This is a genomic window from Gordonia sp. CPCC 206044 (assembly GCF_048537895.1).
GTDB lineage: Bacteria > Actinomycetota > Actinomycetes > Mycobacteriales > Mycobacteriaceae > Gordonia.
Genome location: NZ_JBCLVL010000007.1, coordinates 12425 through 38229 on the forward strand (window position 1 = coordinate 12425; position 25805 = coordinate 38229).

24 protein-coding genes and 1 tRNA gene are annotated in these 25805 nt (G+C 66.9%); 9 read left to right on the forward strand and 16 right to left on the reverse strand.

What is annotated here, in order from left to right; all coding sequences use genetic code 11:
- Positions 1–22 precede the first annotated feature (22 nt).
- Positions 23–1618, forward strand: a complete 1596-nt coding sequence (locus tag AAFP35_RS12520; RefSeq protein WP_419221957.1) for a hypothetical protein — start codon at positions 23–25, stop codon at positions 1616–1618.
- A gap of 14 nt (positions 1619–1632) precedes the next feature.
- On the opposite strand, the gene AAFP35_RS12525 is transcribed toward AAFP35_RS12520, so the two are convergent.
- On the reverse strand, positions 1633–3513 hold the full coding sequence (locus tag AAFP35_RS12525) for a hypothetical protein (protein WP_419221958.1): 1881 nt from the start codon (positions 3511–3513) through the stop codon (positions 1633–1635).
- 113 nt (positions 3514–3626) lie between these two features.
- Between AAFP35_RS12525 and AAFP35_RS12530 the strand changes: the two genes are divergently transcribed.
- The 4 genes from AAFP35_RS12530 (at position 3627) to AAFP35_RS12545 (ending at position 8599) form a co-directional block, all read left to right on the forward strand.
- Positions 3627–3908, forward strand: coding sequence for a chorismate mutase (locus AAFP35_RS12530; RefSeq protein WP_419222248.1), 282 nt, complete (start codon positions 3627–3629; stop codon positions 3906–3908).
- A 95-nt stretch (positions 3909–4003) separates the two neighbouring features.
- On the forward strand, positions 4004–4780 hold the full coding sequence (locus tag AAFP35_RS12535) for a class I SAM-dependent methyltransferase (protein WP_419221959.1): 777 nt from the start codon (positions 4004–4006) through the stop codon (positions 4778–4780).
- A 47-nt stretch (positions 4781–4827) separates the two neighbouring features.
- Positions 4828–6564, forward strand: a complete 1737-nt coding sequence (gene pgi / locus AAFP35_RS12540) for a glucose-6-phosphate isomerase (RefSeq protein WP_419221960.1) — start codon at positions 4828–4830, stop codon at positions 6562–6564.
- A gap of 778 nt (positions 6565–7342) precedes the next feature.
- Complete coding sequence (locus AAFP35_RS12545; RefSeq protein WP_419221961.1) at positions 7343–8599, forward strand: DUF222 domain-containing protein; 1257 nt, start codon at positions 7343–7345, stop codon at positions 8597–8599.
- A 439-nt stretch (positions 8600–9038) separates the two neighbouring features.
- Here AAFP35_RS12545 and AAFP35_RS12550 read toward each other — a convergent pair whose 3' ends face one another.
- Positions 9039–9572 (reverse strand): hypothetical protein, encoded by a 534-nt coding sequence (locus tag AAFP35_RS12550; RefSeq protein ID WP_419221962.1) that lies wholly within the window; start codon positions 9570–9572, stop codon positions 9039–9041.
- 43 nt (positions 9573–9615) lie between these two features.
- On the opposite strand from AAFP35_RS12550, the gene AAFP35_RS12555 reads away from it, so the two are divergent.
- Entirely contained in the window at positions 9616–10260 is a 645-nt protein-coding gene (locus tag AAFP35_RS12555) for a hypothetical protein (RefSeq protein ID WP_419221963.1), read from the forward strand.
- Here the strand turns inward: AAFP35_RS12555 and AAFP35_RS12560 are convergent.
- The 5 genes from AAFP35_RS12560 to AAFP35_RS12580 are packed head-to-tail and all read right to left on the reverse strand — an operon-like array spanning position 10241 to position 15445.
- Positions 10241–10990: an SDR family oxidoreductase gene (locus AAFP35_RS12560; RefSeq protein ID WP_419221964.1), complete on the reverse strand. Its 750-nt coding sequence runs from the start codon at positions 10988–10990 to the stop codon at positions 10241–10243. The genes AAFP35_RS12555 and AAFP35_RS12560 overlap by 20 nt on opposite strands.
- A gap of 39 nt (positions 10991–11029) precedes the next feature.
- Entirely contained in the window at positions 11030–12082 is a 1053-nt protein-coding gene (locus AAFP35_RS12565) for a pyridoxal phosphate-dependent aminotransferase (protein WP_419221965.1), read from the reverse strand.
- Positions 12079–13110: a 3-oxoacyl-ACP synthase III family protein gene (locus AAFP35_RS12570; RefSeq protein ID WP_419221966.1), complete on the reverse strand. Its 1032-nt coding sequence runs from the start codon at positions 13108–13110 to the stop codon at positions 12079–12081. The genes AAFP35_RS12565 and AAFP35_RS12570 overlap by 4 nt, the downstream gene beginning before the upstream one ends.
- Entirely contained in the window at positions 13107–13769 is a 663-nt protein-coding gene (locus AAFP35_RS12575; RefSeq protein WP_419221967.1) for an SRPBCC family protein, read from the reverse strand. Before AAFP35_RS12575 ends, AAFP35_RS12570 begins: the two co-directional genes overlap by 4 nt.
- Complete coding sequence (locus AAFP35_RS12580; RefSeq protein ID WP_419221968.1) at positions 13766–15445, reverse strand: thiamine pyrophosphate-binding protein; 1680 nt, start codon at positions 15443–15445, stop codon at positions 13766–13768. The genes AAFP35_RS12575 and AAFP35_RS12580 overlap by 4 nt, the downstream gene beginning before the upstream one ends.
- Positions 15446–15564: 119 nt before the next feature.
- Between AAFP35_RS12580 and AAFP35_RS12585 the strand changes: the two genes are divergently transcribed.
- On the forward strand, positions 15565–17040 hold the full coding sequence (locus tag AAFP35_RS12585; protein WP_419221969.1) for a HAMP domain-containing sensor histidine kinase: 1476 nt from the start codon (positions 15565–15567) through the stop codon (positions 17038–17040).
- Here the strand turns inward: AAFP35_RS12585 and AAFP35_RS12590 are convergent.
- Complete coding sequence (locus AAFP35_RS12590; RefSeq protein ID WP_419221970.1) at positions 17019–17690, reverse strand: response regulator transcription factor; 672 nt, start codon at positions 17688–17690, stop codon at positions 17019–17021. The two genes, AAFP35_RS12585 and AAFP35_RS12590, sit on opposite strands and share 22 nt — an antisense overlap.
- 124 nt (positions 17691–17814) lie before the next feature.
- Positions 17815–18705 (reverse strand): DNA-formamidopyrimidine glycosylase family protein, encoded by an 891-nt coding sequence (locus AAFP35_RS12595; RefSeq protein WP_419221971.1) that lies wholly within the window; start codon positions 18703–18705, stop codon positions 17815–17817.
- Between the two features lie 25 nt (positions 18706–18730).
- Between AAFP35_RS12595 and AAFP35_RS12600 the strand changes: the two genes are divergently transcribed.
- Positions 18731–19471, forward strand: coding sequence for a 3'(2'),5'-bisphosphate nucleotidase CysQ (locus AAFP35_RS12600; RefSeq protein WP_419221972.1), 741 nt, complete (start codon positions 18731–18733; stop codon positions 19469–19471).
- A 3-nt stretch (positions 19472–19474) separates the two neighbouring features.
- Here the strand turns inward: AAFP35_RS12600 and cobF are convergent, their stop codons facing one another.
- From cobF to AAFP35_RS12630, 6 genes are all read right to left on the reverse strand, one after another.
- Positions 19475–20236 (reverse strand): precorrin-6A synthase (deacetylating), encoded by a 762-nt coding sequence (gene cobF / locus AAFP35_RS12605; RefSeq protein WP_419221973.1) that lies wholly within the window; start codon positions 20234–20236, stop codon positions 19475–19477.
- A gap of 7 nt (positions 20237–20243) precedes the next feature.
- The gene (locus AAFP35_RS12610) at positions 20244–21065 is read right to left on the reverse strand and encodes an SDR family oxidoreductase (protein ID WP_419221974.1); all 822 of its coding nucleotides are present in this window, start codon (positions 21063–21065) and stop codon (positions 20244–20246) included.
- Between the two features lie 25 nt (positions 21066–21090).
- Positions 21091–22071 carry a hypothetical protein gene (locus AAFP35_RS12615; protein ID WP_419221975.1) on the reverse strand — a complete coding sequence of 327 codons (981 nt, stop codon included), beginning with the start codon at positions 22069–22071 and terminating at the stop codon, positions 21091–21093.
- Positions 22072–22296: 225 nt separating this feature from the next.
- Positions 22297–22372 (reverse strand) — tRNA-Arg (locus tag AAFP35_RS12620).
- A gap of 304 nt (positions 22373–22676) precedes the next feature.
- Entirely contained in the window at positions 22677–23033 is a 357-nt protein-coding gene (locus AAFP35_RS12625; protein WP_419221976.1) for a hypothetical protein, read from the reverse strand.
- Positions 23034–23121: 88 nt separating this feature from the next.
- Complete coding sequence (locus AAFP35_RS12630; RefSeq protein WP_419221977.1) at positions 23122–23745, reverse strand: TetR/AcrR family transcriptional regulator; 624 nt, start codon at positions 23743–23745, stop codon at positions 23122–23124.
- 233 nt (positions 23746–23978) lie between these two features.
- Between AAFP35_RS12630 and AAFP35_RS12635 the strand changes: the two genes are divergently transcribed.
- On the forward strand, positions 23979–24893 hold the full coding sequence (locus AAFP35_RS12635) for an oxygenase MpaB family protein (RefSeq protein ID WP_419221978.1): 915 nt from the start codon (positions 23979–23981) through the stop codon (positions 24891–24893).
- A gap of 229 nt (positions 24894–25122) precedes the next feature.
- On the opposite strand, the gene AAFP35_RS12640 is transcribed toward AAFP35_RS12635, so the two are convergent.
- On the reverse strand, positions 25123–25788 hold the full coding sequence (locus AAFP35_RS12640; protein ID WP_419221979.1) for a nitroreductase family protein: 666 nt from the start codon (positions 25786–25788) through the stop codon (positions 25123–25125).
- Positions 25789–25805 lie beyond the last annotated feature (17 nt).

The window sequence follows — 25805 nt, forward strand, 5'->3', positions numbered from 1 at the left end:
ACATCGGGGGTCAGAGATCACGATGAGAGAGAAGTCCGTCCTCGGTCCGGCGCTGGTCTCGGCGGCCGGGCTGGTGGTGCTCGTCATCGCCCTGGTGTTCACGCTCGTTCCGATGACCACGAATGGCACGGCCGTACCCACGGGTGCCTTCCGCGCCCAGCAGCGACTCGACGACATCGCCTTCGAACTCGGCAGCAGTCCGGGCGCCCGCTACTCCGGGACGCTCACCACGACGGCCATCCCGGACGGAGCACCACGTACGGTGCGATTCCACGACCTCGTTGTCGCGTCGACCAAGAATGCCCAGGGTGCGGTCACCTTCGCCTCGCACGATGCGCAGTACCGCCAGATCGGCAACTATCGCTACATCAACGGCCCCGCCGAGATCTGGTCGGCCCTGTTCGGCGGCGCCCCGGTTCTGCGGCAGCTGGACCTGGCACCCACCGCGAACAAGTGGTCGGATCTGCGCTTCTCGGGTCTACCCGACCTCGGGTTGCTGTTGTCACCCACCATGCTGGCCGGTCGCATCGGAAACACCGAGCAGGTCGAGGCACCTGAGCCCGGACCGGTCCTGCCGGCGCCGAACCGCGGTCTGCCGGATGCCCGCTTCTGGCCGACCGGCGACCCACCGATCACCGCGGTCGGCGACGACGGTGTGCGTGTCGGCGCCATGGAGACCACCTTCGACCCGTCGACGCACAAGGTGACCCACATCAAGGGAGAGTTCACCCGAGCGGGCACCAGGGTCTCTCTCGACACCGATGTGACGCCGCTGGCCGCCGCCGATCTGGGCGGCATGTTCGACGACGAGCGGTCCCTCGTCCCCTCCCTGATCAGCGTGCCCGCCCCCGGAGTGCCGCTGGCCGCCGACGACATCACCACGAGCGCGACCGGGGTCTGCACCACGGCCGCGTGTCCGTTCACCGTGGTCGCGAGCGGAGCGGTGGATCCCGGGCACGCCGCCGACATGCGTGGCGTGGCCGGACACATCAACTACGGACTGACGGTGAAGTTCGCCGTCGACGCCGCCGCACCCGGTGCGGTCGGCGGGACGTGTGGACGCGTGGTCTCGGTGCCGTTCGGTGGACGCACCGAGATCCCCTGTGCTGCAACGAACCTCCCGCCCGGGACGCAGCAGGTCAAACCGGAGACCTCGATTCGGTACCTGCCTTTCGTCGATCTCACCGAGGACGGGCTGAGGTCTTACATCGACAGCCAGGAGAAGGCCGTCGCACTGCCCATCGCCATGGTGCGCACCGGCGCCAAGACCGGTGACGCGGCCCGTTACAACGACCAGGAGGCCGGGTTGCCCAGCAGCTACGCGGTCCGACAGGGTGACTACCTGTTCGACGGCGTCGGCCCCGAGGGCAACCTGTTCGTCTCGTTCGGCCCCGGCTATGCCGACCATGTGACGGCGGGACGATTCGATCCGAACTGGCCGGGCACCGAGCAACTCAGGTCACAGCTGACCGAGCAGATGGCCGCGGCGGGCGACCGCCGCATCACCTACGTCAGCGCCGAACCCGAAACGGCTGCCGCACTCGGTGCACTCGCCACGGAGTCCGGGGCGGACCCGGCACGGGTGCAGATGTTCTCCGTCCCGCTCGCCGACAACTGACGTCGCGGCGGTGATCACCCCGCGAGGCGTGCCTCCACGACCTCGCCCACCCGTCCTTCACCGGTGTGCAGGGCCAGCCCGGGGGTGACCGGCGCGATCGAGATCTGACGTCCACGACCTTCGAGTTGCACGTAGGCGACGTGCAGCCCCGGTGTCACCGGCACCCGTACGGGACGTCCGTCTTCCAGGGACATCTCCACCACCCCTTCACGATTCGCGCAGTAGCCGACCGCGACGGTCCAGCGCCACCGGATCAACGGACCATCGAGTCGCAGACGCCCGGGGCCATCGAGTTCGGGACGATTGCAGGCGCCTCGGCCCTCCCGGATGGTGCGCGCCTTGGTGACCGCTCCGGGCACCAACCCGCCCGCACTGTCGAGCACGTTGAGACGGTCGGTCGTGTTCGAGAAATCCGGGCGGTCCTCGACGCGACCGAAGACGCGGCTGATCTGGTTGTTCGGGTAGGCGACCGGCAGCAACACCTCGAGCGGCAAGGACTGGTCGAACATCGCATGATCCCGGTTGGCGGCCAGCGACCGTTTCGCGTTGGCCAGGTAGTCACCGGTCGGGTCGTCGCGCCACGAGGTGGAGAACGACGCCAACGAGATCAGCGCCGAAGCCACCACCAATGCCCCGACCAACGCCGCGGACACCGACATCAGTTGTCCGCGTTCGGACGCTTCACGATGGCCTGCGGCCGGGACCTTCGCCACGGTGGCGGGCGCGGCCACGATGAGCGCGATTGCGATCGTGATCACCACCGCGGTATCCGGCAGATAACGCATGGTCTGCGCCAGCTCGAGCGCCGTGTTGGCGCTCGAGCGATTCCACATCACCGGGATCTGCGCGACGACGGCGTAGACCGCCGCGCAGACGAGAACGGCGACGGCTCCCCGACGCCGCGTGTACGCGAGGTAGGCCAACCCGCCCAGCACCAGCCACCCGAGCACCACCGCCCAGATCGGTGCGAAGCCCATCGGCGGGCTCGGCACCCAGCGCTCCCACTCCCACGGTCCGCCCACCAGCGAGGGCACCAGCGCCTTGTTGATCGACCGCCACACCAGTTGTGCGGTCTGCCCCACCGAGTGTTCACCGGCGGTGGCGTCAGACACCGAGAAGAACAGGATGGTCCACAGGACGAAGACGGCACCCATCGCGGCCCACAGCATGCGAGCACCGGTGAACGCCCGGGTGAGGGCGGAGTCGGTGAAAGCCGGTGCCGCCTGCGGTCGGTCGGGATCTCCTCCCGCGACGGTTGGCGATTCGGCCTGTTCGGGACCGGTGAACCGGGACGCGAGCACCGCTGCGACGAACGCCACCGGCAGGATGAACAGCGACTTCTCGAAGAACGCCAGCGCCACGACGAACACGACGGTGGATCGGATCACCAGCAGGTGGGCGCGCGGATGCCGACCACGCGCCCGCACGAGGATGATCGCGTCGGCGACGATCCAGGCCATCGCGGCCTGCATCGGCAGGGAGTTCAGCGCCGCCGCCCACCAGGCGAACGCAGGCACGGTCATCGGGGTGAACAGATAGAACGTCAGCGCCGCGAGGGCGCCGACGCGGGCGCCCGGAGCGATGACCCGGATCATCCGCCACACCGACAGGGATGCGAGTGCCTGCAGGACGATCAGTGTGATCGCCGGAAGCGCCCAGTTCACCGGGGCGATCACTGTGGACACGCCGGCGACGAGGAATGCGGCGGGCATGAAATGTCCGTCGTGACTATGGCCGAGATAGTCCCAGCTGAGGATCGGATCCGACGAAGCCCGGCCGATCAGCACCAGGTCGTCCCAGTAGAAGTTTCCCGTCGCGGCCAGCCAACCCCGCACCGCCAGCTGCGCGATGATCAACACGATGGCCACCGACCACACCGTCCCCCTGCTGAGCATGGGCTCCAGTCTCTACGGCGAGGAACCCCCGTGGCAAAATCGGTCGGGTGACTGATGCCAAGACCCCCGACGAGCAGGCGGGCGGCTCCGCCGCCGGTGCGGTCCCGTTCGACGTGGACGCCTACGACCTGTCCGCCGACGTCGCGGCCCTGCCCGACGACATCGATCAACTCCGCCTCGAGATCGACCGTCTCGACGCGATGATCCTGGCATCGATCAAGCGACGATCGGCCGTGTCCAAGAAGATCGGGGCGGCGCGCATGGCCTCCGGCGGTCCTCGGTTGGTGCACAGCCGCGAGGTCAAGGTGCTCGACCGTTTCGCCGAGCTCGGTCAAGAAGGCCATACGCTGGCCATGCTGCTGCTCCGCCTCGGGCGCGGACCGCTGGGCCGCTGATCTGCTGTTCGGCCGGGCCGATGAACCCGGCCGAACCCGGCGACGACCGCCACGACACTGTTGACCGTGGTCGGGTCGGCGAGTTGAGTTGACTCATGAGCTTCACCTCGCCCGCCGAGAGCTACGACAGCTTCATGGGGCGCTACACGCGCACACTCGCTCCTGTGCTCGCCGACGCCGCCGGGGTGGCCGAGGGAATGCGAGTACTCGACGTCGGTTGCGGTCCCGGTGGACTGACGGGTGTCCTGGCCGAACGGGTCGGCGAGGTGAACGTGGCCGCGATCGACCCCGCACCGCAGTTCGTCTCCGCCTGCGCCCGCCGCTACCCCGATGCCGATGTACGCGTGGGTGTGGCCGAACGATTGCCATGGCCGGACGGTGGATTCGACGCCGCACTGTCGTGTCTGGTCATCGGGTTCATGGACGACGCCGACCGGGGGCTGCGCGAGATGTCCCGGGTGACGCGACCCGGAGGGGTCGTCGCGGCGTGCATGTGGGATCTCACCGAAGGCGGGATGACCATGCTGGCCACCTTCTGGGAGGCGGTCAGAGAACTCGACCCCACCGTCGTCGGCGAACGCATGAGCGTGGGTGTGAGTCGCGGCGACATCGCGGCCCGGATGGAGTCGGCGGGATTGACCGACATCGTCGACGGCGAACTGTCGGCGCACGCCGACTATGCGGGCTTCGACGACTTCTGGGAGCCGTTCACCTTCGCCGTCGGCCCGGCCGGGTCCTATCTGGCCTCGCTGCCCGCCGATCGTCGTGAGCAGCTGCGCGAGATCTGCCTGCCGAAGCTACCCGACGGTCCGTTCACGTTGCCTGCGCGAGCCTGGTACGCGCGCGGCATTGTCACACCGACAGCCCCCTGAGATCTCACACACAGTCCTCGATCCACCGATCACATAGGGTGAGATCCATGAGTGACGTCTCCGGCAGCGACTTCGACACCAGCGATCACGACGACATCACCGCGACCAAGTCCTGGCAGGAGCTCGCAGCACATCAGCCGCATGTGTACGCAATGCATCTGCGTGAGGTCTTCGCGGTCGATCCCGATCGCGGCCGCGAACTGACCGTCGACGTCGGCGACCTGCACATCGACTACTCCAAACATCGCGTACTGCGCGAAACCCTGGAATTGCTGGCAAGTCTCGCGCGCGAGGTCGGCCTGGAGGACCGCCGCGACGCCATGTTCTCCGGCGCACACATCAACACCTCCGAAGACCGAGCCGTCCTGCACACCGCGCTGCGTCTCCCCGCCGACGCCACCCTGCAGGTCGACGGCCAGAACGTGGTCGCCGACGTCCACGAGGTCCTCGATCGCATGGGTGCGTTCACCGACCGGTTGCGCAGCGGCGAGTGGAAAGGTCACACCGGCAAGGCCATCACCGATGTCGTCAACATCGGCATCGGCGGTTCCGATCTCGGACCGGTGATGGTCTATCAGGCGTTGCGCCACTACGTCGACAGCAACATCCGCTGCCACTTCGTCTCCAACGTCGACCCCGCCGACCTGGTCGCGACGTTGGCCGATCTCGACGCCGAGACCACGCTGTTCGTCATCGCGTCCAAGACCTTCACCACGTTGGAGACGTTGACCAACGCCTCGGCCGCGCGCGCGTGGCTGCTGCAGCGGCTTGGCACGCCCGGCGCAGACGCACCGCAGGATGCGGTCGCCAAACATTTCGTGGCGGTGAGCACGAACGCCGACGAGGTCGCGAAGTTCGGCATCGACACCGACAACATGTTCGGCTTCTGGGACTGGGTCGGCGGCCGGTATTCGGTGGACTCCGCGATCGGGTTGTCGGTGATGGCCGCCATCGGCCGGGAACGCTTCGCGGAGTTCCTCTCCGGGTTCCACATCGTCGACGAACACTTCCGCACCGCGCCCCTGGAGCAGAACGCACCGGTCATCCTGGGTCTGATCGGCCTCTGGTACAGCAACTTCTGGGATGCGCAGTCGCGTGTGGTGTTGCCGTACTCGAACGACATGGCCCGCTTTGCCGCGTATCTGCAGCAGCTGACCATGGAGTCCAACGGCAAGTCGGTGACCGCCCACGGACATCACGTCACGACCGACACCGGCGAGGTCTTCTGGGGCGAGCCGGGCACCAACGGGCAGCACGCCTTCTACCAACTCCTGCATCAGGGCACCCGGATGATCCCGGCCGATTTCATCGGTTTCGCCGAACCCACCGACGACCTCCCGGTGTTGTCGCCGACCCAGCGGACCGTCGACGGCGCTGATGAGTCGGGCTCCATGCACGACCTGCTCATGAGCAATTACTTCGCACAGACCAAGGTGTTGGCCTTCGGCAAGACAGCCGACGAGATCGCGGCCGAGGGTGTGGCGCCAGATGTGGTGGCGCACAAGGTGATGCCGGGTAATCGTCCGTCCACGTCGATACTCGCCCCGCGATTGACGCCGTCGGTCGTCGGACAGTTGATCGCGCTCTACGAACACCAGGTGTTCGTCGAGGGCAGCATCTGGGGTATCAACCCGTTCGACCAGTGGGGCGTCGAACTCGGCAAGACCCAGGCCAAGGAACTGCTCGGCATCATTGTCGACGCGCAATCCCCGGCACCGCAGGATGATTCGTCCACCGACGAACTGGTCCGCTGGTACCGCGCGCACCGCGGGCGCACAGCCTAGCCGACAATCGGCGGCCCTGGCGACAACCGTATTGAGGACGCTACTCGATCAACAGACACACGGCCCACCCCACCGCTGGTCGAGTAGGCGGGCCGAGCCGCCCCACTTGCTGGTCGAGTAGGCGCCGAGGCGCCCCAGTTGCTGGTCGAGTAGGAGCCGAGGCGCCAGCCGAGGCACCGTATCGAGACCAACGCTCTCGCACCAGATCTCGATACGCGTCCTCGCTCCGCTCGGACGCTACTCGATCAACGGACACACGGCCCACCCCACCGCCGGTCCGAGTAGGCGAGCCGAGGCGCCCCACTTGCCGGTCAAGTAGGAGCCGAGGCGCCAGCCGAGGCACCGTATCGAGACCTGCGTTCCGGCAGGGGATCTCGATACGCGGCCTCGCTAGCGCTCGGACGCTACTCGATCAGCGGACACACGGCTCACCCCACCGCTGGTCGAGTAGGCGGGCCGAGGTGCCCCACTTGCCGGTCGAGTAGGAGCCGAGGCGTTAGCCGAGGCACCGTATCGAGACCAACGCTCTCGCACCAGATCTCGATACGCGGCCTCGCTAGCGCTCGGACGCTACTCGATCAGCGATTAAACACTGCCTCGCTACGCTCGGACGCTACTCGATCAGCAAGTACGGGGCCTACCCCTGTGCACCAACAGGACTCACCATCCCGAACTTGTCGGAGGGTGCCTTTACAATGGCAATTAGGTGACGACTGTGGTGGTGAAAGATATTGCAGCACAGTCCGATAACTGTGGATGAATTCTTCCATGGGCACGTATGTTCGACTACAATCGAGTCATGCCGTTGGACACCCTGATACCCCTGCTGCGTGAGGTGACGATCGACGCCGATGCGACCGGTCGCCACGTCTTCGACACCACGAAGACCTTGATGAGTCTGCGTAACCTCGTCGACCACCAACTGGCCGTGCACGCCGCGAACCTTGACCGTCTCGGGGTGGCGCAACACACCGGCGGCCGCACCCGCAGCCTGTTGATCGAGATGGGCGCTGCTCCTGCCGTCGCCGACCGCTGGCTACGCATCGGAGCCGCCCTGGACCGGTTGGAACGCGTCGCTGCCTATTCTGCGGACGGGGTGTTCTCCGGCGAGCACGTCGACGCCCTGGTGCGGGGGATGGCCCACATCGACCAACGGGCACCCGAACCACTATCGGCGGGGTCGGTGATCGAACACGAGTTGGCGTTGATCGCCCAGGCCTTCTCCGGCGCCACCCCACGCGAGGTACTGGCGGTGGCGCGCTCGCGCGGCAATCAGATCGCCGACGACCAGGACGGTGTGCCGGCGGCCGAAGACCGGACGATCAACGAGGTCTCCACGACCGTGGCCGGCGATGGCCGGTTGGAGGTGTTCGCCAACCTCGACATCGTCACCGGCGAAAAGCTCGTGTCCGCGGTCGAATCGCTGTCGAAGAAGAGGCCCGAACCCGACGGATCCGACGACGCCCGCTCCAAGGGGCAGCGTCGCGCCGACGCGTTGGACATGATCCTCGACGCCGCGGCCAAAGCCACTCGCAGCGGTGACGCCGACATGGTGGTCGCCCCGAAAGCACAGGTGAGTGTGACCGTGCCGGCCGATCATCCGGATCGGGCAACCCTGGAATGGTTGGGTCCGGTCTCCCAAACCACCGCCCATTTGGTGGCGTGTGATGCCAGCGTCACCGTGTTCGACGTCGATGAGCACGGTGCACCCCTCGGCGTGAGCAACGGGACGAGGTTGTTCACCGTCCAGCAGCGTAAAGCGTTGATCGTGCGTGACCACTGCTGTGTGAAATGCGGAGCCGCTGCAGGGTATACGCAGTGCCATCACATCGTTTACTGGTCGCATGGTGGTGCCACGGTCATCGACAACGGCTGCCTGCTGTGCACCGCCTGCCACGCCCAAATCCACGCATCAGACTGGGAAATCACCATGGGCGCCGACCGACACCCCTGGCTGATCCCACCCGCCGACGTCGACCCCACACGCACACCGCTACCGGCCTACAACCGACGCACCATGACACTCGCAGCCTGACCACCCCAGTGAGCGCCCGCCTGCCCCGGTCCCTGCGGCACAGCGGCCACCGCCCGCAGTGCAGGTACAGTCAGGAGGTTGATCTCGATACGCTCGCTCGCCTTGCGCCTCGCGCGCTACTCGATCAGCGGCGGGTGAGCATCCCGGGCACGGATTCGATACCGAGCACATCCACAGAGCCGAAACAGGCTGACCCACCACAACTCTCACCAACACCTAGACCAACGACCCGGGTGACCCCGGGACGCGCACGACCCTTGAAAACTCCACAGCGACAAATGGGAAACCCCTTTCGGGTGCCCGCCAACCAGCGACACGGCGGGCACCCGAACGGCGGCCATATCGTGACGCCCGAAAACGGCCGGCCCGCAGGCCGGGTTCTCGCACGTTCAATTGTCGGCGCAGGCGCAGGAGCTGGTGGTCTGTCTCACGACACCGGTCACACCCAGCGCTCGTCGTCGAACACCTCGTCGGGGATCTCGTCACCGGGCTCGACCCCGAGAGCTTCCAGGCGACCCATCAGGGCCGCGGCCGTCGCGATGAAGGAGACCAGGTCCTGGGGTTGCGCGGACCGTTCGGCCGGATCGCCACCGAGGAACTCGACGACGGCGGGCGGTACGCACGCGCCCATGTCGATCGATCGCTGCCCGGTGGCCTCCCGCCAGGCGTCGAAACTGTCGACGTCGACCGCCTCGGCGATCTCACCGGAGCGCACTGCGGCGAGCACGTCTCCGAGCGGCGTCAACGGCCCCGAACTGCCGCTTGACGGATCGAATCCCATCACGGTGTCCGAGGCGACCTCCGCGTAGTCGCCGAGGGTGAAGTAGACGATGCCTCGCCAGTCCGCACCGACGGCACTGATGTCGTCGCGGCCGAAGACATCGGTCAGGACCTCCCCGACCTCGCCCTTGCGGTGATCGGAGAACAATTGAAACGCGCCATGGGCCACAACTTGCCCTTGCTTTGCCGACACATCGGCTACCTTACGCAGCGTGGGATCAAAGACGGTGATACCCGTGACGCGGCGTGTACGTCCGTCCGTCTGCCTCCTCGCCGCGGTCATCGCGTTGACTGCAGGATGTGCCACGTCGACCTCGGCCGCCCGGGAGACACCGACCTCGGTACCGACGAGCGCATCGGTGACGGCACCTGCGGGGCCTGCTGTCCGCAGTGCGCCGGGCGCCACGCTGGCATTCGGGCAGAGCGCAGTGCTGCCGGCCACCGCATTCGCCGCACAGGGGCCCACGGCGATGTACACCGTCACCGGTATCACCCCGGCCGAAGGTGTCCCCGACGACACCACCAGGGGCGGTGACCCATACTTCGTCTACGTGACCGTCACCTCGTTGGCGGCGCGTCCCGCACCTGCACCGGGGGTGATCGGCCTCGCCGGCAGCCCCGACGGCCACACCGCGGCGCTGACCCTCTCTCCCACACCGGGATTGGCGAAATGTCCGACTACAGCACCGCCCGCGCGCATGTCACGGGGCGAATCGTATTCGACCTGCCTGGTGTCGGTCGCCGACGAGGGCAGCCGATTGCGGCAGGTCATCTACTGGGCGGATACGGCCGGTCTGCCCCAATTCGACTTCGAGGCGGCGCCGGTCGTGTGGTCGCAGCCGGGTCAACCGCCCACGAGCGTCACACCATCCGCCGGGTGATCTCCGACGGCAGGTACCGCAATGCCGCCGCGACCGGCAGCCATGGCCAACGCGGGACCGGGGCCCACGACGATTCCTTCTCGATCACATCGACCATCGCGGCAACACCTTTGTACAGCGGTGTCATCATCGACGTCTTCACGCCGCGGTTGATGTCGGTCTCGATATAGCCGGGCAGGAGTACCGAGACCTTGATGGGTGAGCCCGCCAACTCTGCCTGCAATCCCTGCCCCATCGCCGAGAGCCCGGCCTTGGACGCGGAATAGGCGGTCTGCGCCTTGGGCATCCCGCGCATCGCACTCATCGAGCTGATCAAGACGAGATGGCCGGACTCCTGGGCCCGAAAGATCTCCAGCGCGGCCTCGACCTGCGCGAGCGCACCCACGAGGTTGGTCTGCACGGTCTCGATGTTCGCGGCCGCGTGCCCGGTGCCCAGAGGTGCGCCCTTGCCGAGGCCTGCGTTGACGATGACCCGATCGAGCCCACCGAGTTCACCGGCCAGCGTCGAGATCACGCCCGGGACGCGGTCGGTGTCGGTCACGTCGAGGGCCGCGGTCGCCACGTGCGCCGCCGACGGACGCAACTCGTCGGCCAGTGTGTCGAGACGGTCGACACGTCGGGCACACAACGCGAGCGCTCGTCCGCGCGCCGCGAAGGCGCGGGCCATGCCCTCGCCAAGTCCCGAGCTGGCACCGGTGATCAGGATCTTCTGCCGTGTCGTTGCGGTCACGGGTGTCGAACCTACCGGGTGCGGGCGTGACCGGAATCCTCAGACCGCGATGCGCGCAGTCATCCGCATCGCCGCCATCACGTGGTCGGTGCTGAAACGATCCCCGATGGTGATGCGGGTGCCCGATCGGCCGCACTGTTTGACGGCGACTCCGCATCCGCGCAGCAGCCCGCCGATCGCGACGCCGTCGGCGCCGGGTAGGAACAGGAAGTTCCCCTCGCTCGGCAACACAGGGCACCCGATCGAGCAGAGCTCGTCGGCCATGTGCTCGCGCTCTGCACGCATCGATCGAACCCGCAGGGACAGTTCGTGATCCGCCGACAGCGCCACCGGGACCGCGGCCATGGCCGCCGATCCGACACCGAACGGGACCTCGAAGGCACGGACGGCGGCGACCAGGGCGGGCGGGCCGACGCCGTACCCAACCCGCAACGCGGCCAGTCCATACGCCTTGGAGAACGTGCGCAGCACCAGGATGTCGTCGTACACACGGAACAGCCACCGCAGGTCGGGCCGGTCATGGGTGTACTCCACGTAGGCTTCGTCGAACACGACCATGACATGCGGCGGCAGGGACCAGAGGAACTCGTGCAGGTCGTCCTCGTCCACCATCGACCCGGTCGGATTGTGTGGCGAACAGATCACGACGACAACGGTTTCCGAGGTCACCGCGCCCAACATGGCGTCGAGGTCGACGCTGCCGTCGGCGGTCAATCTCACTGCGTCGACACGCATGCCGAGCATGTCGGCGAGGATCGGGTAACCGTCAAAGGTCGGCAACGCCGTCACCATCGCCGGGTGGAGCGTACCGCGCACAGTCGCCCGCCGGATGCAGGCCTGCAGGGCCGCCAGTGCGACGCCGGTCGCCCCCGCCCCAACCGTCACCTGCGCATCGGGCACACCCATGTGACGTGCGATGTGCGCCCGCGTGCGATCGGGCAAGAAATCGGGATACCGATTCGTGTCGTCCACACCGGCCCTCAGTACCGCGGCCACCGCAGGAAGCGGGCCGTACGCGGACTCGTTGAGGTCGAGACGTGTCAACGGCTCGACGGGCCCGGGGTCGGCTCCGAGCAGCAGCGGCGGACTCATGGACGGCCTCCCCACCGGATCGCGGCCGCCGCGGCGAAGTCGCCCGCGTGCGCGAACGCCGCCATCATCACCACATCCCCCGGACGGACTCGTCCGTCGTCGACGGCGGTGTCGAGCGTGACGGGGATACCGACGGCGAAGAGATTCCCGCATTCGTCGAAGGTGTCCGGATGGCGTTCGGGTGGAAGCTCCAGCGCCTCACGCCAATTGCGCAGGAAGATGCGATTCGGCTGATTGGTCACGAACCAATCGAGGTCGGCGGGTGCGATGCCGATGCTGTCGGCGACCTCGATGGCCACCTCGGGCACCATGCGGTTGCCGCGCGCGAGCACCTTGGTGATCTTGGCCTCGGTGAACCCGATGTGGATCTGGCCCGGACCGGCCTCCCAGTACTTGCGCGGCGGATCGCTGACCCCCGTCATGTCACCCGCGTACTGGCCGTAGGAATGACAGGAGAGACCGAGTACCTGGCTGCCCCGATCGTCGTCGAGTGCGACTATCGCGACGGCGGCACCGTCACCGGGAATCGCCGCCTGCGCCTTGCCACGGACCTGTTCCTGGGTGAACACCTGCGCGGCGCTGTTCTGCGCGAGCCCCAACAGCGCCTTGCGACCACCGGTTGCGCGCAACAGATTCCCGGCCAGATCCATCATGTGGATGAAGGCGGCACACCCGCCGTTGTGGACGTCGAGAACGGTCTGTGGTCGCAGACCCAGGCGATGGGCGAGTTCGCCTCCGCAACCGCGGACCGGGACCTCCGGCAGCTGACTGTGGGTGAGCACCACGTCGATGTCGTCGAGGAATCCATCACCGTTGCGACCGGTCAGCCGTCGGGCCGCGGTGACCATCATGTCGGCCGACGTCTCACCGTCCGCGGCGTGATGGCGGAACGTCGGCGACCGGAACATCACACTGTCGATCAGTTCGTCGTCCGCGGCGAACTGTGCGAAATAGTCTGCCGGAACGCGTTTCTGGGGCAGATAGGTGGCCAGGTCGAGCAGGCTGGTCGGTGCGGTGGTCAAGCTCATGAGCGCATCCAATCGGGACAGAGCGGAAGACCGTTGCGGTGACGGTATTCGGCGATGGCGGTGAGGTTCTCTAGTTCGAGTTGGTGTCCGGCCGAGAACATGTCCCAGAAGTCGCCAACCCAGACCGGACGTTGCGCAGGTGCGGTCTCCGGATAGGGGTTCTCGTCGTAGAACGGATGGTGACAGTTGGTCCACAGCACCACCGATCCCGGTTTGTCGAGCACGATCTGGGCGTCGACGACACGCATCAGGTAGATCATCCACAGATGTCGACCCTGATCCCACGCACAGTGGTAGTCGACGGTCATCGCGTGCGGATTGGCGATGGTGCGCGTGTAGATCTCGGTGTGGTCACCGAGGCGGTCGTGTGCGAGCCACAGACCGGGCTCGTCGGTCGGGGTGAATCCGCGCAGGCTGTATGTCCATTCCTCCAGTGAGCGCGTGTCGGAGAGCCAGTCGTAGAGCGCGCGCGGTGGCGCATCGACGAATCCCTGGACGGTGCAGAAGTCGCCGAAGACCTGCTGATGCGGATACACCGACCGGAGTCGGTCCACGAGGATCGGCGTCGCCACGTTGCGAGGGTGGGACTCGATCCGCGTGATCCCGGGCAACGTCATCGCGGCGTCGCCGAGGTCGGCGAGCGGGGTGGTCACGGTCATGTCGATCCTTTCCGGAGAAACGGGGCGAACGGCGGGATCTCGTCGGGGTCCACGTCGACCACGAGGCAGTTCACCCCTGTGGCGGAGAACATCTCGGAGCAGTACTCGTCGACTTCGTCGGCGGTGCGGGCGTGTCGGACGTCGAGCGTGGCGAACATGGCATCGAGTCCGGCAGCCAGGTCGGTGGCACGGAACCTGTTGACGCTGTATGTGTTCGGAAAGTAGAGGTGGTCGCGTGTCACGCACATGCCGTGCGCGTCGTTGTTGAGGATGACGAGCGACAGCGCCGCGTCGTGCTCGAGGGCGGTGTGGATCTCCATTCCGTGCATGTAGAACGCGCCGTCGCCGGCGATCACCACCGTGCGGCGACGGTCGTTCTCCACCGTGCCGCGCAGGGCGTTTCCGACGCCTGCCGCGATTCCATGGCCCATGCCTCCCATCCCCAGGGCGACCAGGAAACGCTGATGCGGGGAGAACGGCAGGTGATGCACCGCGGCGGCCCCGACATTGCCGGCATCCGCGAAAACAGCGCAGTCGGGGGGAAGGTGGGCGCCGATGGTGTCGATCACCGTCCGCATGGGCGGTCGGCCCGCGGTGGTCGGCGGCGACACCAGGTGACGCAGCGTGGTCGAGGGCCGATCGGTCGGGCCCTCGACGCGAGCGGCCACCAGCTTCACCAGCAGGCGAACCGACTCCACCAGATCGTCGTCGATGATCTCGTCGCACTCGTCGAAACGGGCACGGTGACAACCGATGTGAGTCAGATCGAGCGCCCGGAGTGCGTCGTCGAGGCCGGCGCGGTCGGTCACCGACATCCGGCAACCCAACGCCACGCACAGTCGTGCCGAGGTCATCGCGTCGTGTGCGCTCGGATGCCCCATGACCCCGGTGATGCCTGCGCAGCCCGGTCCCGGGTGCAGTACGTCCCGACCGCCCGGGGACGCCACCGTGCTCGCACCGAGCAGGTCGGCCAGTTCGTCGATCTCCGGTCCCAGCCGCAGACGTGACGCCTCCTCTCCCACCCACAGACACACGCGCCCGGGGGCGACCGCAGCGGCCACGAGGCGGTCGGCCAGTGCATCGAGCCGTGTCTCCACGGTGATGTCACGCCCGCGGGCCGAGACATGGTGCAACGGTTCGGGCATGGCGGCCACCGGCGCCGACTGGATGTCCTTGGGGATCACCAACGCCGCGGGCAGCCCCCGATGAAGCGTGGCGCACGCGGTGGCGATTGCCCCCGCAGCCGATTCCGGTTGGGCGAGCACCGAACACGATCCGGTGACGCCTGCGAGCACTCCGACCAGATCGATCGTGTCCGGCGGATCGAGCATGTCCTGAAAGGCACCATGATCGGCGAGAGTCGTTGGCGCGCTGCCGATCAGCGCGAGCACCGGTACGCGGCTGTCGTATGCCTCGGCGAGCGCGGGGATCACGTTCATCGCGCCACCACCCGACGTCGTCATCACCACCCCGGGGCGTGTGGTCATCCGGGTGTGCGCGTCGGCCATGGCTCCGGCGGCGAACTCGTGTTTGGCCACCACCGCGGTGATGCCGACCTCCTGAGCTGCGGCATACATGTCCTCGATGTTGGCGCCGTGCACCCCGAACGCGATACGCACGCGGTGGTCGTACAACACCTGCATCAGGTGTCGCGCGGTGGTCTCGACTCCGGCCATGTGCCCACCATGCGAGCGTGCTGCTGAAGGTTTGCTGAAACCGCTACCTGGCTGTCCACTCAACGTCGGAATACCATCGACCCAGGACGACGCTGGTCGTCGGAGAAGGTGACCGCACCGTGGTGAGAGCGCGAAACGGGTTGCCGCACCTCACGCGGCGGCGTGGTGGTGTACGCCTCCAGGCCACCGTGATCGCGACCATCGTGGTGACCATCGCGTTGGCCGTCGGTGCCGCCGTGATGCTGGTGATGCTGCATCGTGAGAACAACGAGGCGATGTATCGATCGACCGGGCGTCAGGCCTACGAACTCGCCGCGATCATCCGGCGCGACGGTGTGGACGGGATCTCCCCCGCCGATCTGATGCCGGGCGCCGGTGTCGACGTCATCCAAGTGGTCGACAGGAACGGCACGGTCGTCGCCGCGTCCCCTGGCGCTCCGGCTGCACCGGCACTCGCGGTCGACCAGGCCCCGGCCACCTACCGGTACTTCGACGACGTACGGATCGACGGCATGGACGGCGAGTTCTGCGCCACGACGATGGGCGTCGAGCACCAGGAGCAGTACTTCACCGTCATCGTGCTCGATCGCGCCACCGGGCTGCGGCACAGCGAATGGCGAACCGGGATGATCCTGTTGATCGAGTTGCCGATCCTCATCGTCCTGGCGGCCGGCGCCGTGTATCTGTTGGTCGGCCGCACACTGCGCCCCGTGTCGCGAATCACGAGGCAGGTCAACGAGATCACTGCGACGGCTCTCGAACGACGGGTCCCCGTCCCCCACGCCCACGACGAGATCCACACGCTCGCGACGACCATGAACGACATGCTGGCACGCCTGCAGACCAGCCGGGATTCCCAGCTGCGCTTCGTCGGCGACGCCTCGCACGAGTTGCGCAGTCCACTGACCACCATCGTCGGCATCCTCGATCTCGCCGACGACACCGACTCGGACGTCGACCTGCCCACGGTGCGGACCATCCTGCTGCCCGAGGCGCATCGGATGCAGCGGATGGTCGACGATCTGTTGCTGCTCGCCCGCGCCGACGAACACGGGTTGCCGCTACAACGAGACGACGTCGACCTCGACGATGTGGTGGCCGCCGAGGTGGCCCGTGTCCGGTCCATGGGCGCTGCGCGAATCCGCGCGCACATCACGCCGATTCGTGTGGTCGGAGACGGCGACAAGATCGCACGCGCTCTACGCAACGTCATCGACAACGCGGTGCGGCATGCGCATTCGACGGTGACGGTCACGATGACGCACGATTCCGATGACGCCCATGTCACGATCGCCGACGATGGTCCCGGTATCGCGCCGGAGGACCGCGAAATCGTGTTCGACCGGTTCGCCCGCCTCGACGCCGACCGTCGCAGTCAGTTCGGCGCCGGACTCGGCTTGGCCATCGTGCGGGAGATCATGCGTGCCCATGGCGGATCGGCGAGCATCGCCGATAGCGACTCCGGAGGCGCCGCGGTGACGATCACGCTGCCCCGCCACCCGGACACCTCCGGCGCCGACGTGACGCAGGCACCGTCTGCGGCCACCGCGCCTGCGCCGGTGACACCCGACCCTCAGACCTCGCAGAGTCGGTAGCCTGCGCCACGGACGGTCTCGATGGAATGCAGTCCGAACGGGTCGTCGATGCGTTTGCGCAGATAGCGGATGTAGACCTCGACGATGTTCTGGTCGCCGTCGTAGTTCTCATCCCACAGGGACCTCAGGATGAGGCATTTGGAGACCACGGTTCCCTTGTTGCGCATCAGGAATTCCAGCAGCGAGTACTCCCGCGGCGTGAGGGAGATCGGGGTCTCGCCGCGTGCCACGGCACGCATCGCCGGATCGAGGGTGAGGCTGCCCGCAGTGAGGATCGCAGGACGTTCGCGACCTCCGCGCCGTAGCACCGCCCTCAGATGGGCCTTGAGGACCACCACCGAGAACGGCTTGATGAGATAGTCGTCGGCTCCGTAGTCGAGGGCCTCTGCCTGGTCGTACTCGCCGTCCTTGGCGCTGAGCATCACCACCGGCGTCCAGATCTTGCGCTCGCGCATCTCTTTGAGGACACGGAAACCGTTCATCTTGGGCAGCATGATGTCGAGTACGACGACGTCGAACTCGTCTTCGGTGATCCGCCACAGCCCTTCGGCACCGTCGGCGGCCACGACCACCGTCCACCCATCGCTGATGAGGACGCGCCGGATGGTCTCCGCCGCGCGTGTGTCGTCGTCCACGACCAGAACTCGCACCGCAACCTCGCTCGGTCCCGCCCCTGAGATGACCCTACAGCCGCTTCGTGGCCGGGGTAAGTGCTCACGACCCCATTCGTCGTCGGGCGCCGGGGATTCCCGCGCCGTCGATCCCCCGCGCCGCCTACTTCAACAACCGCGACATCCGTCGGTCCGCGAGGACCTTGCCGCCCGTCTGACAGGTCGGGCAGTACTGGAACGACCGATCGGCGAACGACACCTCCCGAATGGTGTCGCCACACACCGGACACGGCAATCCGGTGCGGGCGTGGACGCGCAACCCCGTCCGCTTCTCGGACTTGAGTCGCGCCACCTCCCGCCCCTCGAGCCGGGCGGTCGCATCGGTCAGCACCGAATGCATCGCGGCATACAGGGTGTCGATCTGCTCGGGGCTGAGCGACTTCGCGGTCGCGAACGGCGACAACTGGGCGGTGTGCAGGATCTCGTCGGAGTACGCGTTGCCGATCCCTGCCATGACGCGTTGATCGGTCAGCACGTTCTTGATCCGCGCCGACGTCTCGCCGAGCATCTTCCCGAAGTCGTCCCGCGACAGCGACATCACGTCGGGTCCGAGGGACGCGATCCGATCGACGTCCTCGACGTCACGCACGATCCACACGGCAAGCCGCTTCTGGGTGCCCGCCTCGGTGACGTCGAACCCCTCCCCGGGCAGACCACAATGCACCCGCAGGGCGATCGGGCCCTTTCCACCCGGCCGCGGCGGGGTCTGCGACAACTGGTCGCTCCAGCGCACCCAACCGGCGCGCGAGAGATGGATGACCAGGATGATCATCGGTTCGCCGTCGCCTCCGGAAGTACCCGGGGTGGTGCGGATGATCAGGTATTTGCCGATCCGTCCGACGGATTCCACCACGCGGTCGGTGAGCGACACATACGGCGGGTCGGCGGTCTTGAGCACGGCGAGCGACGCCACGTCGACACGCCGGACGGGGAATCCGGACGCCCGATCGTCGAGGAACTCCGCGATCGCCGCGACCTCTGGAAGCTCTGGCATGGCTCCAGTGTGCTCTAGTAAGGAGATGATCTCCCGTCTTTCCGACGTCGAACTGGCGTCCCGCGTCGCCGCGGGGGCGGGCGAGATACTGGTCGGTGTCCGCCACGGTGACCTGCTCTCCGGCCGTCATCTCGGTGACGTCGGGGACGCGATGGCGCAGGCGTGGATCTCCAACGTGCTCGTCTCGCATCGTCGGAACGACGCGGTGTTGTCCGAGGAGGCCGCCGACATCGGCGACAGGGAGACCGCAGACCGGGTCTGGATCATCGATCCGCTCGACGGCACGCGGGAGTTCGCCTCCGGAACCGCGGACTGGGCCGTGCACGTGGCCCTCACCGAGGGCGGCGCGGTGACATCGGCGGCGGTGGCGTTGCCCGCCGTCGGCGAGTTGTTCCGCACCGACACCGTCAAACCTCCGGTGGGACCGCTCACCGGCCGCATGGCCGCGTCCCGATACGGGGGTTCCTACGAAAGCGCGTGGGTGTCGCGACGTCTCTCATTGAACATGATCGGGATCGGCTCGGCCGGTGCCAAGGCGATGGCGGTGGTCCGCGGCGACGTGGACGCCTACGTGCATTCCGGGGGTCAGTACGAGTGGGACAACTGCGCACCCGTCGGCGTCGCATCGGCGGCCGGTCTGCACTGCAGTCGCCTCGACGGCTCTCCCATCGTCTACAACCAGCCACGCCCCTACATGCCCGACTTTGTCATCTGCCGCACCGAGATCCGTGATCGGCTGCTGTCGGCACTCGACGAGATCTGGTGACCGTCACCGACTGCGCTTACGCACCAGATAGATGTCCATGATCCACCCGATCCGACGACGGGCCTCCTCCCGCACCCGCGCGATCTCGTCGGCCACCTCCGAAACGGTTCCGCTGATGAGGATCTCGTCGTCGGTACCCACGTAGGCGCCCCACCAGATGTGGTCATCGGGGTCGGCGGTACGTCGAAAGGCGAGATCGCCGTCGAGCATGACGATCTGGTTCGTGTCCGCGCCGGCGGGGGTGGCCGCGAGACGACGGCCGGTGGTGATGTGAACGGGTTCGCCGATGCGGTTGGCGGTGATGGCGTGCGCCGCGGTCAGGGCGCTGACACTGGTCACGCCGGGGATCACGTCGACCTCGACGCTCAGATCGGTGTGCTCGGCGATGTCGTCGACGATCCGCAACGTGCTGTCGTACAGGGCCGGATCGCCCCAGACGAGAAACGCGGCCACTCCACGGTCGGGCACCTCGGCGCGAAGCACATCGGCGAACAGGCCCGCCCGGGCCGCATGCCACCGACGAACCTCGGCGTCGTAGTCATCGGGGTGACGATCGCGCGGCGGATCGACGACCTCGATGACCCGGTGCCCCTCGGGCGCGTATCGGCCGAGGATCTCGTGCCGCAGAGCGAGCAGCGATTGCTTGTCATTCCCTTTGTCCAACACCAGGAACGCATCCACGTCGGCCATCGCGTCGATCGCCTGCAATGTGATCTGACGAGGGTTACCAGGGCCGATCCCTATGACACGCAGCGTGATTCGCATGGCCGGGTCAGGCCTTGATCCGTGGGAGCCCGTGTTTACGGGCCGTCATGTCGAGAATCAATTGACGGGGTGCGAGCCTGCGCAGGAAGAACACCAGTCCCGCCTGATTCCCTCTGGCGTAGAACGGCTTCGGATGTTCGGCCAGCGCGGCCTCGACGATGACCGTGGCCATCTCCGCCGCACCGATACCGGCGTCCTCGTTCTTGCGGGTGGCGGCGGCCAGGGTCTCGTACTCCGCCCGGTACGGCGATGTGTCACCGATGTGGATGCTGCGCCGGTCGCCGATACCGGTCGCGATGGTCCCCGGCTCCACCGCGATGACCCGTACACCGTAGGGCGCAACCTCGCGTCGCGTCGCCAGAGCGTACGCTTTGAGCGCGGATTTCGTTGCGGCGTAATTGGACCGGAAGGCGACGGGGAAGCTCGACAGCATCGACCCGACCATCACGATGGTGCCGGAGCCCCGCTCACGCATACGGGGCAGGAGCGCCTTGGTGAGGGCGATCGGCCCGAAGACGTTGATCGTGAACAGCCTCTCGATGGCCTCGATCGAGGTGTCCTCGAGCGCGCCGGCCTGACTCTCGCCCGCGTTGTTGATCAGGACGTCGATGTCGCCGACAGTTCGTGCGCAGTCGGTGGCGCTGTGATAGTCGGCGTTGTCGAGGCGTATGTACTGCACGCCGGGAACCGGGTCGGCCACCGCATCGGGGTTGCGGCTGGTGCCGTACACGATGTGGCCGCGGTCGACGAACTGTCGCGCGACCTCCGCACCGATACCACTCGTGGCACCGGTGACCAGGACAGTCAGGTTTCCTGATGAAGCAGTCACGCTCACACCGTAGCGTGACCGCAGATCATCCCCCGTTTTCGGCCGCCGAGTACCCCGCCGAGGATGCCGCCGACTCCGAGGCGAACCAGATCTCCGCGGAGGCGTCGTCGAAGGTGGACATCTGTGCGGTGTGGTATTCCTCGTCCTCGGCGCTGCCCTTGATCGGGTAGCCCTCGGGAGGCTGATTCGGGTCGGACAGAGGTAGGTGTGCTCCCAGCGGGACCGGCACCTCCACACCGTCCTTGACGTAGTGGCCGACCCCGTCGCCGATTCCGTGGATCTGCTCGCCCGGTGCAACTGGTTCGCCGGTGGCCGCATCGGGGTCTGCGATGTCACCTGCGTCGGCATCCTCGGAGATCCCGGCCGTGGAACCGCCCGCGGTTGCCGCCGCGGCCGCCGCCGCGCGGGTTGCCGCCGCGGTTTCCCGATACTCGTCTGTGCGTTCCGCGAGAGCCGCGGCCGCGGCGGTGGCCCCGGCGTCCGCGGCGGCATCGCGACCGGCCAGTTCGTCCTCGGGCTCGGCCGTGCCGGCCTCGGGCAGCACATCCCCGGCCCGATCCTGCATCGCTGCGGCGGCGGCAGCGGCCCCGGCCGCAGCGGCGGCGTCGGGAGTTGCGGCCTCGGGATTCTCGACGTCGATGTCCGATCGGTCTGCCGCCGCGACACCCTGGCCCGCCGTCTCGGCCGCATCCGTGCCGCCGGTGACGCGGCCGCGTCGCAGCTTGCGGAACAGCCAGGTCAGCACCAAGCCCGCGAAGACCAGTCCGAATGGGATGACCAGCCACCACCAGGCGTTCGATCCGTCATCATCACTCGGGGCAGCTGCCAGATCGGTGTCCCATGCCATCGCGTCGGGTATACCGGCCGCGGATGTGTCGGTCAACCCGAGCACCCCGACCGCAGCGGCGGCGGGCGCCTTGAACACCAGCACCGCACCGGTCGCGACGATGAAACCGATGTACCAACCCCCAACCCAGCCGTGTCGTCGTGTCCGTGAAGTAGTCATGCCACCTCGACTCGTCGTCTCCGGAAGCGGGAGGAGCCCGCCAAACCCCAATTTGCCTCACCAGAGCACGATTTACGCAACATTCGGTGAACAACGCGCCGAAAGACTTTGTCGCGAAACAGGGTCGACGCCGTGGTGCCACCCGGGATCGAGGCGCTCCGACGACCACAAACAGCGCCATGACCTGCACTTATGTGGCGCGGCAATATCGGCGGGCGAAAACAATGGTGCCCCAGGCAGGATTCGAACCTGCGACCCTTCCTTTAGGAGAGGAATGCTCTATCCCCTGAGCTACTGAGGCGCGAGTGGCAGTCTACGGCACCGGCCGCCGGTGCGGTCCGGGTGCCGCATCGCGAGCCGACACCCATGCGATGACTGCGACGATCCGCGTCGACCGGCCGTTGACTTCCATGGCGGCAGCCCGGATACCTCAATTGGTGACTACGTGAGTATTCACAATTGGAACAGTGGGGAGCACAACAACTTTCGCCCGCACGATGCGAGGGTGGCCGGTGGCGTCAGTGCCGCGGCGGGATGCCTCGGATGGTGGATGTTCGGGCACTCGCGGGCCGCCCGTCGGGCCGATGTGAACGTCGACGACGTCGTCAGGGCACCCTCTCTGGACTGACCACCGTCGCGATGACGCACACCGGCGCACCCTCGACGTCGACGACCGTCGTGATAGCCCCCGCGCCGTCGTGGGTACGCCGCAACTGGCGAGCCATCTCGTCATGGAAGGACGGCGTGGCGATCGCACGGTTCGATTGCAGACGGACACCGCGACCGGACTCAGCCGACAGACACAAGGCGTGCCGGTCGTCTCCGAGGTACCACCTTCCGGTCACCGACCCGACGCCCCCGATCGCCTGCTCGTGCCGAGCGTCGACCTGAATGGCGATGCCTCCCAACGCACGTCGCCAGCGGACGATCTCGATCACCTCTGCCACACCGTGGTCCGCCATCGCCTGTCCCGTTCGCAACACGATGTGAATACGCTTGCATTCACATCGGCGAAGCTACCGACGCGACGACCGCGTTGTCAACGAACGATCAGCGCGCCCGGCGACCGACCCCCTGCACGGCGAGCATCTCGACGAGCCGGTCGATCAGTTCCTCCTGGGTGATCACCACGTCACCGTTGAGCCAGGCCGCGATCGCCTGCGCCACGCCACCGACGACGAAGTGGGAGATGAGGGGCGCACGACCACCCGCATCCGGCTCGAAGTCGCGCCGGAGCCGACTGCTGAACAACGAGACAAAGGTCGCGGTCGATTCGAAACGCTTGGCGACGATCACGGCGTTGACCTGGTGACGACCGAACAGGAGTTCACCGATCCGCCGGTCGTCCCCGATGGTGGCGACCATCCGGGCCACGCCGATCCGGGTGCCGTCACGCAACGTGGCCGACGCCAACGCATCCTGGGTCTCGGTGATCACATGAGCCAGCGCCCAGTCGTACACCGCCGCCGCGAAGGCGTCCTTGTCGACAAAGCTCTCGTAGAAGTAGCGCTGCGCCAACTGAGCGTGCTGGCAGATCGTCCGCAGCGTCAGGTCCGCATCCCCCTGCGGATTGCCCAGGATGTCCAAGCCCGTCTGGAGCAGCCGTTCCCGTCGCTGCGCCACGCGCTCCTCGGTGTCGACCCCGTTGTAGAGGCGGTTGCTCGTCGCTGGCATCACACTCGATCATCGCAGATGCGGCGGTCGGATACATCCGCGCAGGTGATTGACACGACACGTCGACCCTCGCATAATCATGCATATCTGGTTGCATGCGCATTCAGATGTCGGGGAGCGGGACGTGCGGCGTCCGATTCGCCTCCGCCACTGCACGATCCACCGCACACGTCCGGCCCGATCGGGTGTTCGACAGGCTCGGCGGTGCTGACTCTCGAGAGGTGCTGCTGACCATGCCCGCGAGTTACCTTCCGCCCCTGGAAGAGACCCGGCCGGAATTGACGACGGCCAAGACGCGCATCGAGATCACCACTCGCAAGAAGCGCGTCACGAGCCTGCGTAAACCCGCGGTCATCCAGGAAGCCATCGATTTCTGGTCGTTCGCCGGAGGCGCGGCCAACGTCGTCATGCAACTGGGCTGGCCCGAGGTCGCCTACGGCGTCATGGAGAGCAAGGTCGAATCCGGCGCACTGACCAAACACCCGTGGAAACGCGCCCGCACCACCGGCCAGTACCTGGCGGTCGCCATCCTCGGCACCGACGAGGAAAAGACCGCCTTCCGCGAGGCCGTCAACTCCGCGCACCGACACGTCAAGTCCGACGAACACAGTCCGGTCAAGTACAACGCCTTCAACCGTGAACTCCAGATGTGGGTCGCCGCATGCCTGTTCATCGGCATCGAGGACACCCACCAACTCCTCCACGGCGTCATGAACCCCGAGGAAGCCGAGACCTTCTACCAGTCCGCCAAGACACTGGGCACCACCCTGCAGGTCCCCGAGGACATGTGGCCCGCCACCCGCACCGAGTTCGACCACTACTGGAACATCGCCTGCCAACGAGTCGTCATCGACGACGCCACCTGCGACTTCCTCAACGACCTCGTCGACCTCAAGATGATCAACCCACTCATCCGACTACCGTTCGTCAACCTGCTGCGCTTCCTCACGATCGGCACCCTGCCACCGCTCTACCGTGATCAGCTCGGCCTGGAATGGACCGAAGACGACCGCCGCCGCTTCCAACACCTGTTCACCTTCGTATCGGTGGTCAACAAGTTCTTGCCCAAATCGATCCGATTCGGCGGCAGCCGGATGCTCATGCGCGATCTACGCCGCCGCATGAAGCGCGACAAGGCCATGATCTGACACCGATCGGCGCGCCCGCCATCGCCCCGTGCACACCTTGTTGAGTCATATGACTTAGGTCGTGTACGGTGGCGGCGAGCTGTCGACATGCCAGGGGGAGTTGCAATGCGGGGCGTGAGACCGGATGCAGTTGTTGTCGCAGTGTGTTGGATCGCCGCCGGTTCCGGATGGGCCGGCACGCTGGGAAAGTTGCTGTCGGTTCAGACCGACTGACTCGACCCGCGACCGATCAGGCAGAGAAGCCCGGTCCGTCGAACCGTTCTCGGGTCACGAACTCGTCGACGGGCTGGCGGCGCAGACGCGTGAGTTGCCGGACCGGCTTGCCGATCGGCACCACGGCGGCCACCGCGTGGGTATCGGGTAGCCCGAGCAGGGCACGCACCTGCGGCTCCTGACCGACGGCCATTGAGGTCAGATTGCCGCCGAATCCGGCCTCACGGGCGCCGAGCAGGATGTTCCACACCAGCGGATAGACCGACGCACCGCTCACCAGTCCGATCCGGTCCAAGTCCTGGTCCACCGCGGCCACGACCTCGAGATCCACCGAGACCACCAGGACGACCGGGGCATTGCGGATCGGGGCCACGAAACTGTCCGGGACGTCGGTGGCGTCGATGACATCGCGCGGGACCGCGGTGGGATGCACCGGGTTCCAGGGCCGCTCCCCCGCCTCCCGTTGCGCGACGTAGCGACGCACCGTCGGCTCACCCAGCTCGGCCAGACGCCCCTTGGTCTCCGGGTCGCGCACCACGACGATGTGCGCCCCCTGCCGGTTACCCCCGCTCGGGGCGAAACGGGCGTTGTCCAGAATGCGCCAGAGGACATCGTCGGGAAGCGGGTCGTCGGTGTACTCGCGCGCGGCGAACGTGGTCCGCATGACCTGATCGAGTTCCATGTCCCCCACTATGCTCC